General features: G+C 65.1%; 1 protein-coding gene and 1 pseudogene. Both read right to left on the reverse strand.

Translation table 11 applies throughout. The features are described from left to right. Positions 1–241 (reverse strand): annotated as a pseudogene (locus CFII68_RS10205) (alpha/beta hydrolase); the annotation flags it as partial. Between the two features lie 144 nt (positions 242–385). Then, positions 386–11497, reverse strand: coding sequence for a non-ribosomal peptide synthetase (locus CFII68_RS0126085; RefSeq protein ID WP_218187452.1), 11112 nt, complete (start codon positions 11495–11497; stop codon positions 386–388). Between the last annotated feature and the right edge of the window lie 173 nt (positions 11498–11670).

Below are 11670 nucleotides of genomic sequence, written 5' to 3' on the forward strand. Positions count from 1 at the left end.
CCTGGGTCGACGCCGTGGCGGGACGGTACAGCCGCAGCGCCAGCGTCGCGCCGTCACGGGTCGTGAATGAGTGCGCGGCGCACTGCACATCCGCCGGAGCGTCCCAGCGCAATTGCCTGGTGGTGCGCTCGAACGCCTCACGGGCCTGGGCCGGCGTCGACAGGTGAAACGGCCCGGGGCCCTCGGCCTGGCTTTCTTCGGCCAGGTCGAGGAAGGCATTGAGTTCCGGATGCAGAGACATCGCAGGGGTTCCTTATGAAAAAAAAACAGTACCGGGCAGCCCGATGACGCCCTGTAGGAGCTGCCGAAGGCTGCGATCTTTTGACTTTTGCTTGGGACTCAAGCGCCAGCGGAAAGATCGCAGCCTCGTTGCACTCGTCAGCTCCTACGCCGCCTGCGCCACGCAGTGCTCGATCAACGCTTCCAGTTCTTCCTGGTACGCACGCATCAAGCCCTCGACAGTCTCGGCACGGTAGCGGCGGGTGCTGAAGATGCAACGCAGCGCCAGGCGCCCGTCATACACCTGCCCCACCACTTCCAGCCAGTTGCCCAGCGCGGCATGGGGGCTGTAGCAACTGCCGTAGCTTTGCGCCGCCGGCACCAGCAATGCCTTGTCATCGAAGCTCTGGTCGAACTGCCCCAGGTAGTTGAACGTCACCCGTGCCTGGGGCGCGCGGCCCAAGGTGGCGGCCATCGGCTCGCCGCTCATGTAGCGCAACACGCCGTAGCCCAAGCCCTTGTTCGGCACGGCGGCCAACTGCCGTTGCACCGCCCGCACCGACGTGCCGATATCGGCTTCAGGGTTCGGGGCCAGGCGCACCGGGAACATGCTGGTGAACCAGCCCAGGCTGCGGCTCAGGTCGATGTCCTTGAGCAGGTCCTCGCGACCATGCCCCTCCAACTGGATCAGCACCGAAGGCTGCTGGCTCCAACGGCACAACACCCGACTCAGCGCCGCCAGCAACACGTCGTTGATCTGCGTCTGGTAGACCGCCGGCACTTGTTTGAGCAACTGCTGGGTGTGCTGCTCCGACAGGCTCATGTGCGCGACCGACTGGTACTGCACCTGGTTCTTGCCCCGCAAGTTGTCACACGGCAACTCGCTGCCCGGTTGGTCGATCTGTTCCAGCCACCAGGCTTTTTCCTGCGCCGGATAATCCAGCGCATAGGCTTGCAGGCCCTCGGCCCAGGCCCGGTAACTGCTGGTGCGAATCGGCAGGTTCGGCGCCTGGCCTTCACTGTAGGCCGTATAAGCCGTCTGCAAATCCTGCAGCAGCAAACGCCACGACACCGTGTCGATGACCAGGTGATGAATGACCATCAGCACGCGAACTTCACCGTTGCCCAAGGTCACCTGTGCCGTGCGCCACACCGGGCCGTTGTGCAGATCGAGGCTGCGTTGCACCTGTTCGGCGTACAACTCCAGCTCGGCTTCATCGGCCACGCTGTGCTGCCACAACAAGGGTTCGCTGGCCCACTGCGCCTGCATTTCTGCCAACGCCTGGTAATGCTGCAGATGACGCCCGCCGACTTCGCTGAAGCGCAGGCGCAAGGCGTCGTGCTGCTGCATCATGCCGCGCAACGCCAATTCCAGCGCCGTCAGGTTCAACCCCTGGCGGGCCCGCAGCATCAGTGCCTGGTTGTAGTGATGGGGTTCGCTCATGCGCTGGTCGAACCACCACTGCTGGATCGGAATCAGGTTGAACTGTCCTTCGGCGGCCACCTGGGTCACGTCCTCGACCGTCACGGCGAGGGTGTTCGAACGCTGATCGAAAATCGCCTCGATGGTCTGGCCGCGCATCAGGTCCCGCAGCTTGAGCTCCATCTTCAGCTCGCCATGGTTGCGCACCCGCGAGACCACTTGCAGGCTGAGGATCGAGTCACCGCCCAACTCGAAGAAATTGTCGGTGATGCCCACCCGCTCGACTTGCAACACATCAGCCCAGACCTCGGCCAACAGTTGCTCATCGCGGTTGCGCCCCGGCACATACTCGGCGCCCTTGAACTCCGGCTCCGGCAGGGCCTGGCGATCGAGCTTGCCGTTCGGCGTGACCGGCAACGCCTCCAGGCAGATAACCTGGGCCGGCACCATGTAGTCCGGCAATTGCGCCCGCAGTTCAGCCTTGAGCCGATCGCCGATGGCCACCCCGTCGGGGGTGACCACGTAGCCGATCAGTTGCTTGCCCGAGGCGCTGTCGCGGGCGATCACCAACGCATCGCTGACATCGTCCAGTTGCCGCAGGCTGGCCTCGACTTCCCCCAGTTCGATGCGGAAGCCCCGCACCTTGATCTGGTGGTCGATACGCCCGACGTAATCGAGCACGCCGTCGGCGCGCTGGCGCACCAGGTCGCCGCTGCGGTACAGGCGATCGCCCGGCTGGCCGAATGGGTCCGGCACGAAGCGCTCGGCACTCAGGTCCGGGCGACGATGATAACCACGGGCGATGCCCGCGCCACCGATGTACAACTCGCCGGCGATGCCCGGCGGCAATGGGTTGAGGTGGTCGTCGAGCACATACAAGGCGCGCTCGCCCACCGCACGCCCGATCGGCGCGTAGGCGGCTTCGCAACGTTCGCTGGCCGGCACCTTCCACAGCATGGGGGTGACCACAGTTTCCGTCGGACCGTAGCCGTTGGTGAAGAATTGCGGACGCAGCGCTGCCTTCACCTGCTCGAAGGTCTGGTCCGGCACCGCATCGCCACCGAAGCAGTACACCCGCACTGGCGGTGGCGCCAGTGGGCTGTTGGCGGCGAATTCGGCCAGTTGCTTGAGGTAGGCCGGCGGGAAGCAGGCGATGGTAATGCCATGGCGGTGCAAGGCGTCGAAGGTCTGCTCCGGCGTCCACAGCGCGCCGTCGCGAATCACCAGGGTGCCGCCGCGCAGCAACGTGCTCAACCAGCGTTCATGGGCCCCGTCGAAGGCGAACGACATGAAATGCAGCTCACGAGTGCGCTCGTCCATGTCATACAGCCCGGCGATGGCCTGGCAATGCATGCTCATCGGCCCGTGCGCCACGGCGACGCCTTTGGGTCGACCGGTGGAACCCGAGGTGTAGATCAGGTAGGCCAGGTTGCCGCCGAGCAAACCGCTACGCGGCGGCTCATCGCTGTAGCCACGGCTGTCGAAACCGTCGATGGCCAGGCGCGCCAAACCGTCGAGATCCGGCAAGCGCCCCTGTACCCGGCTGTGGGTCAGCAACAGCGCCATGGCCGAATCTTCGATCATGAACGCCAGGCGCTCGGGTGGATAATCGATGTCCAGCGGCACATACGCCGAGCCGCTTTTCATCACCGCCAGCAGCGCCACGACCATGTCCACCGAACGCTCCAGGGCCACGCCGACCACCACTTCCGGGCCGGCGCCGAGTTCGATCAAGCGGTGGGCCAGGCGGTTGGCCCGGCGCTCCAGTTCGCCATAGTCCAGCGCGTCGTCGCCACACACCAGCGCCGTGGCCTGCGGACGCGACTGGGCATGGCGGCCAATCAGTTCCGGCAACAGCTGCGGCTGATAGTCGCCGTTTGGCGCCGCGCTCCATTGTTCGAAGGCCTGCCACTCTTGCACCGACAAACGTTGCAGATTGCCCAGGCGCGCGTGGGGTGCATGGATCATCGCTTCCAGGGTGTCTTCCATGGTCCGGCGGATGCGCTCCACCGCTTCGACGCTGAAGGCGTTGCGCAGGAACAGGTACTCGATGGACAGCGTTTCGCCCAGGTTGACCGCCAGGTCCATCGGGAAGTTGGTCACGTCATGATTGCGCGACTCGCCGAAGCTCAGGCCGGTGTCCTGCTGGTCGCCCAGGCGTTCGTCGATGGGGTAGTTCTCGAACACGATGATGCTGTCGAACAAGCCCTGCCCGCCCAGGCCCGACCAGCGCTGGATGTCCGCCAGCGGCGCATGGGAATGCTCACGGAGGTCGAGGTTGTAGGCCTGTAGCTGTTGCAGCCATTGATCCAGTGGCTGCTCGGGGTCCAGGGTCTGGATCACCGGCAAGGTGTTGATGAACAGGCCGAGAATGTTGTCGGCGTTGACCAGCCCCGCCGGACGCCCGGCGACGGTGGCGCCGAAGACCACGGTGTCCTGCCCGGTAAAGCGTTGCAGCAACAGCAGCCACGCCCCTTGGATCAAGGTATTCGGGGTGATCTGCAAGGCGCGGCAGGCCTGTTGCAGGCGAGCGGTCTGCGTCACGTCCCAGCGCGAATACAGCGCCTCGTGCCCCGGCAATGCCTCGACATGCCGTGGGAACATCGCCTGGTTGAGAGAGGTCGCCTGTTCCAGGGCGTCGAGGCGGCTGCGCCAGAAGCGTTCCAGCGCACCCTGGTCCTGGCGTTGCAGCCATTCGATGAACTCGCGGTAGCGACCGTTGCGGCTGGGCACCTGCCCGTGGGCGTAGAACTGCAACACTTCACCGAACAACCGCGAACTGCTCCAGCCATCCATGAGGATGTGGTGGCAGGTCCAGATCATCTGATAGCGATCATCGTCCAGGCGCAGCAACAGCACCCGTTGCAGGGGCGCGCGGCTCAAGTCGAAACCGGCCAGGTAGTCGGCAGTCGCCCGGGCGCTGATCGCCTGCTCGCTGATGTCCTGTCCACGCCAGTCTTCGACCTGCAACGGCAACTCAACCTGGCGATGGACGATTTGCACCGGCACGCTCAAGCCATCCTGCCAGTGGAAACTGGTGCGCAGGATGTCCTCGCGCTCGATCACCGAAGTCCAGGCCCGGGCGAAACGCTCCGTGTCCAGGCCATGCACCGGCAGGCAGATCTGGTTGATGTACAAGCCGGAGCTGTCGTCGGCCAGGGTATGGAACAGCATGCCGTCCTGCATCGGCGACAGCGGATAGATGTCCTCCACCTGCGCCACCGGCACCGGCAGGCCGTTGAGTTGCGCCTGGCTCAGGCGCGCCAGCGGGAAGTCGGAAGGTGTCAGGCCCAAGTGCCCGTCGGTGCAGCAATGGTCGATCAGTTGCTGCAACGCCACCGCGTAGGCATCGGCCAACTGCTGGAGCGTGGCCTCGTCGAAGACATCGCCACTGAAGGTCCAATCGAGGGACAACTGGCCATTGAAGATCCGACCATCGATGGTCAGCCAGTTGCCCAGCGCCACATCATCGCCATGCCCTGCGCCACTGCCCTCCTCACTCGGCACGAACAGCGCCTGCTCATCGAAGCTCTGGTCGAATTGCCCCAGGTAGTTGAAGGTGATGCGCGCTGGCGGCAGTTTGGCCAACCGTTGTTGGACCGCTTCGGCACCGAGGTAACGCAGCACGCCATAGCCCAAGCCCTTGTTCGGCACCGCGCGCAGTTGTTCCTTGATCCGCTTGATCGACTCGGCAGGATCGCTGGCCGGCGTCAGCAACACCGGGAACAGGCTGGTGAACCAACCGACGGTGCGGCTCAGGTCGATGCCCTCGAACAGTTCTTCGCGGCCATGGCCTTCGAGTTGCACCAGGCAGGCCGGTTGCCCGGTCCATTGGCAGACCACTTGCGCCAGTGCGCTGAGCAGCAGATCGTTGACCTGGGTGCGATAGGCCGTCGGCGCTTGCTTGAGCAAACGCTGGGTCTGGTTGGCATCCAGGCGCGTGCTCACCGAACGGCCATGGGCCGCGGCCTGGCTGCCCTCGGGACGGGCCCGTGGCAACGGCGGCAAGGGCTGGTCCAGTTGCCCGACCCAGTAATCCAGTTCCTTGTTCAGGGTTTCGCTGTGGGCGTAGTCCTGCAACCGGGCGGCCCAGGCCTTGAACGCCGTGGACTTGCCCGGCAAGGCCGGCGCCTGGTTCGCCCGCAGTTGGCGATAGACGTTTTGCAGGTCTTCCAGCAGCACCCGCCACGACACGCCGTCCATGACCAGGTGATGAATCGCCAGGTGCAGGCGCGAACTGCCGTCCTGCACCGCGATCAGGCTGCAACGCAGCAACGGGCCGTGTTGCAGGTCGAGGCTGCGTTGCGCCTGGTCGGCGATGGCAATGATCCCGGCGGCGTCCTGCGCGGTGCGCTGCCAAATCTCCAGGGGCTGCTCATCCATGGCCTGATGGCTGGCGTGCCATCGGCCATCGTCGGCCTGGGTGAACCGCAGGCGCAGGGCATCGTGATGGGCCACCACGTGAGCGAGGGCCTGTTGCAGGTGCGCGATGTCCAGCGGTTCGCGCGGGGTCAGCAGGACCGATTGGTTCCAGTGGTCGCGGTGCGGGATATCGCTGGCGAAGAACCCGTGCTGCATCGGCACCAGCGGGCTGTCGCCGGTGACCGGCCCCTGGTCGATCAGCGCTTCATCGGCCGCCGTGGCGACCCGCGCCAGGGCCTGGATGTTCTGGTGCAGGAACAGGTCCTTGGGGGTCAGGCCAATGCCTTGGGCACGTGCCCGGCTGACCACTTGGATCGAGTTGATCGAGTCGCCGCCCAGGGCGAAGAAGTTGTCGGCGGTGCCCACCCGCTCGACGCCGAGCACCCCTTGCCAGATCTGCACCAGCGTCCGCTCGATGGCGTTGACCGGTGCGGTGAACGCCTCCTGGCGCTCGGCCAGGTCCGGCGCCGGCAGCGCCTTGCGGTCGAGCTTGCCGTTCGGGCTCAGTGGCATGTGTTCCAGGCGGGTCAGGTGCGTCGGCACCATGTGTTCCGGCAGGCTCAGGCGCAAATGGGCCAGGAGCGCTTCACGCAATTGCGTCCAATCGCCGATTGCCTCGGCCTGGGCGACCACGTAGCCGCTCAGCACCTTGCCACTGCGGCTGTCCTGAGCCACCACCACCGCTTCGCGCACCGCCCCGTGTTCGAGCAAGCGTGCTTCGATTTCCCCCAATTCGATACGGAACCCGCGGATCTTCACCTGATGGTCGATCCGACCGATGTAGTCGATCACCCCGTCCGGGCGATAGCGCGCCAGGTCGCCGGTGCGGTACAGCCGCTCGCCGGCCACGAACGGGCTGGCGACGAAACGCTCGGCCGTCAGTTCGGGACGACGGTGATAGCCACGGGCCAGACCCTGGCCGCTGAGGTACAGCTCGCCGTTGACGCCGCTCGGTACCGGGTTCAGCTCATCGTCGAGGATGTAGGTCATCAGGTTGGCAATCGGCTCGCCAATCGGCACCGCATCGCGCCCTTCGTCGCGGCAGGTCCAATGGGTCACGTCGATGGCCGCTTCGGTCGGACCGTAGAGGTTATACAACCGGGCATTGGGCAACTTGGCGAACACCTGTTGCTGGGCATCCACCGGCAGGGCTTCGCCGCTGCAGACGATGCGAGTCAGGCTGGTGCAACGGCTGACGTTGGCGTCGAGCACGAACGCTTGCAACATCGACGGCACGAAATGCAGGGTGGTGATGGTTTCCCGTTCGATCAGGCTGACCAGTTTTTGCGGGTCACGATGATCGCCCGGTGCCGCGACGACCAGGCGCACGCCGGTCATCAACGGCCAGAAGAACTCCCAGACCGACACGTCGAAACTGAACGGCGTCTTCTGCAGGACGCTGTCACCGGCCCCCAGGCCATAGGCCTGTTGCATCCAGCACAAGCGGTTGGTCAGCGCGCCATGGCTGTTGCCAGCGCCCTTGGGCTTGCCGGTGGAACCGGAGGTGTAGATCACGTAGGCGAGGTGTTCCGCATCCAACCGCGTCACGGGCGTCTCGCAGCTATAGCCGTCGAGCCAGTCGCCCTCCTGGTCCAATACCAGCGTGTTAACGCAAATTCCTGTGGGATCGAGCCTGTGGGAGCAAAGCTTGCTCGCGATAGCATCGGCACACCCACCATCACAATTGACTGAACTACCGCCATCGCGAGCAAGCTGTTCCGCATCCAACCGCGTCACGGGCGTCTCGCAGCTATAGCCGTCGAGCCAGTCGCCCTCCTGGTCCAATACCAGCGTGTTAACGCAAATTCCTGTGGGATCGAGCCTGTGGGAGCAAAGCTTGCTCGCGATAGCATCGGCACACCCACCATCACAATTGACTGAACTACCGCCATCGCGAGCAAGCTTTGCTCCCACAGGCTCGCTCCCACAGGGTGCCGAGAATTGATTGAGCAATGAGCTCTGGGTCAGCAGCAGCTCGATGCCACTGTCCTCGATCATGTAGGCCAGGCGTTCTGGCGGGTAGTCCGGGTCCAGCGGCACGTAGGCGCCACCGGCCTTGAGGATCGCCAGCAGGCCGACGACCATTTCCACGCTGCGCTGCACCGAGATGCCCACCAGCACATCCGGGCCGACGCCGCGGGCGATCAAGGCGTGGGCCAACGGGTTGGCGCGGGCGTTGAGCTGGGCATAGCTCAGCGACTGCCCTTCGAACACCAGCGCCTCGGCGTGGGGGTCACGCTCGACCTGGGCTTCGATCAACTGATGCACCGGGAGATGGTTCGGGTAATCGGCGTAGGTGCGGTTCCAGTCCTCGACGATCAAGCGCCGCTGCGCCCCGTCCAGCATCGGCAGTTCGGCGATGCGCTGCGTCGGGTTGGCGACGATGGCGCGCAACAGGTTCAGCCAGTGCTCGCCGAGGCGGGCGATGGTGCTCGGTTCAAACAAGTCGCTGGCATAGGTCAGCGCGGCGCTGAGGCCATCGGCGTATTCAAAAGTGTCCAGGGTCAGGTCGAATTGCGCAGTGCCTGAGTCCCAGGTCAGTGGCTCCAGGCTCAGGCCCGGCAACGCCGACAGGTCCCGGCGGGCATCGCTGGCATGGTTGAACATCACCTGGAACAACGGCGTGTGGCTCAGGTTGCGCGCTGGCTCGAGCCGTTCCACCAATTGTTCGAACGGCAGGTCCTGGTGGGCCTGAGCGCCGAGGGCGCGTTGCTTGACCTGATCGAGCAACTGGTCGAACCGCAGGTTGCCGTCGATGTCGGCCTTGAGCACCTGGGTGTTGACGAAGAAGCCCAGCAGGCGCTCGGTTTCCACCCGGTTGCGGTTGGCGATCGGCACGCCGACGCGGATGTCGTCCTGGCCGCTGTAGCGGTGCAGCAAGGTCTGGAAGCCGGCGAGCAAGAGCATGAACAGCGTGCTGTTGTGCTGCTGGGCCAGGCGCTTGAGGCCTTCGGCCAGGGCCGGTTCGAGGGCGATGGGCAGCCGGGCGCCACGGTAGCTTTGCTGGGCCGGGCGCGGATGGTCGGTCGGCAGTTCGAGAATCGGTTGCTCGCCGCCCAACTGCTGGATCCAGTAGTCGAGTTGACGCTGCTGCTCCCCCGCCGCCAGCCATTGCCGCTGCCAGTGGCCGTAGTCGGCGTACTGGATCGGCAGCGGCGCCAGTTCCACCGCCTGGCCCTGGCTGAAACCTGCGTACAACTGCAGCAGGTCGTCGACCATGATCTGCATCGACCAGGCATCGGAGACAATGTGGTGCTGGGTCAGAATCAGTACATGGTCATCAGCGCCCAGTTGCAGCCACTTGACCCGCAGCAACGGACCGCGCTGCAAATCGAACAGTTGCCGGGTTTCGGCTTCGATCAGGCTACGCAAGGCCTGTTCATCGATCCCGGCCTCGACCGATTCGATCGCCAGGGTCAGCGGTGCCGGTTCGTCGATCACTTGCAGGGGGCGTTCGTTATCGAGCACGAAGCGGGTCCGCAGGCTCTCGTGACGTGCCACCAGCGCATCGAAGCTCCGTTGCAACGCGCCGCGGTCGAGGGCACCGCGCAAACGCAGCGCCGCGGGAATGTGATAGGCGCTGCTGGTGGGTTCCAGTTGCCAGAGGAACCACTGCCGTTGCTGGGCGAACGAGAGCGCCAGCGGCTGGTCGCGAGCAATGCGTGGGATGCTCGCTTCATCATGCGCCGATGCCGTGCCCATGGCCTCGACAAACGCCCGCAGGCTGTGATGGGCGAACAACAGGCGCAACGGCACTTGGATACTCAGTTGCTGGCGAATCCTCGACATCACCTGGGTGGCGAGCAAGGAATGGCCGCCCAGTTCGAAGAAGTTGTCGTCCAGGCCGACCCGCTGGACCTTGAGGATATCGGCCCAGATCGTCGCCACCGCCTGCTGCGTGGGTGTCTGCGGCGCGACATAGGTTTTCTGCCACTGGCTGGCATCGGGCTTGGGCAACTGCTTGCGATCCAGCTTGCCGTTGGGCGTCAGCGGGAAGCGCGGCAACAGCACCACGTGGGACGGCACCATGTAGTCGGGCAGGTTGACCTTGAGCCGTGCGCTGAGGCTGTCGCGCAGGCCGCTCTGGGCGGCGGCGTCCAGGTCACTCAGTTCAGCGCTCGGCACGATGTACGCCACCAACGCCTGGCCGCCTGGCGCGTCCTGGGCCAGCACCGCCGCTTCGCGCACGCTGTCCTGTTCCAGCAGGCGCGCCTCGATCTCTCCCAGCTCGATGCGAAAGCCGCGGATCTTCACTTGATGGTCGATGCGCCCGAGGTATTCGAGGAGGCCGTCGGCACGCTCGCGCGCCAGGTCACCGGTGCGATACAGACGCTCGCCGGCGACAAACGGATGGGGCACGAAACGTTCGGCGGTCAGCGCCGGGCGCTGGAAATAACCACGGGCCAAGCCTTCGCCGCCGATCAGCAATTCCCCGGCCACGCCATAAGGCACCGGCATCAGGTCGGCACCGACAATGTACAGCGTGGTGTTGTCGATCGGCCCGCCGAGCCACGGTTGTACGGCCTGGGTCTGCAACGGGTGCAAGGCCGACCAGATGGTGGTTTCCGTCGGGCCATAGAGGTTCCACACTTCACCGCCGAGGGCGAGCATGCGCACGGCCAGTTCCCGGGGCAACGCCTCGCCACCGCACAGGCATTTGCAGCCACGCAGACCCTGGGCGTTTTCATTGTCCAGCAACATGCGCCAGGTCGACGGCGTAGCTTGCAGCACATTGACCTGCTCGGCCGCGATCAATGCCAACACCGCGTACGGGTCCTGGGCGACGTGCTGGCCGGTCAGCACGATGCAGGCGCCGACCATCAGCGGCACGTAGATCTCCAGGCCGAAAATATCGAACGAGAACGTGGTCAGCGACAACGCCCGGTCCTGGGCCGTCATGCCCGGTGCCTTGGCCATGCTCGCGACGAAGTTGGTCAGCGCGCCGTGGCGCACCATTACGCCCTTGGGCTTGCCGGTGGAGCCGGAGGTGTAGATCGCGTAGGCCAGGTGCTCCGCATCCAGGCGCGTCGCCGGCGCCTCGCAGCTATAGCCGTCGAGCCAGTCACCCTCCTGGTCCAACACCAATGTCTTAACGCCAACCCCGGCCCCTGTGGGAGCGAGCCCGTGGGAGCAAAGCTTGCTCGCGATAGCGTCGGCACACCCACCATCACCATTGACTGAACTACCGCCATCGCGAGCAAGCTTTGCTCCCACAGGCTCGCTCCCACAGGACAGTGGTAGCTGGTTGAGCAACGAGCTTTGGGTCAGCAGCAGTTCGATGCCGCTGTCTTCGATCATGTACGCCAGGCGGTCCTGGGGGAACGCCGGGTCCAGCGGCAGGTAGGCGCCGCCGGCCTTGAGAATCGCCAGCAGGCCCACCAGCATGTGCGCGCTGCGCTCCACGGCAATGCCCACCAGGACATCGGAGGTCACAGTAGCTCCAGCGCTCGCCGTCGATCACCAGCGCCGGGGCGTCCGGGGTCCGCGCCGCTTGCCTTTCGAACAGTTGATGGACAAAACCCGCCTCGGGCGCTGGCGCCGCGGTGCGCTGGCTGTCGTCGAGCAGGGCCAGGCGCTCGGCCGCGTCGAGCAGCGGCAATTCACCG

The sequence above is a fragment of the Pseudomonas sp. CFII68 genome (genome assembly GCF_000416195.1).
Lineage (GTDB): Bacteria > Pseudomonadota > Gammaproteobacteria > Pseudomonadales > Pseudomonadaceae > Aquipseudomonas > Aquipseudomonas kilonensis.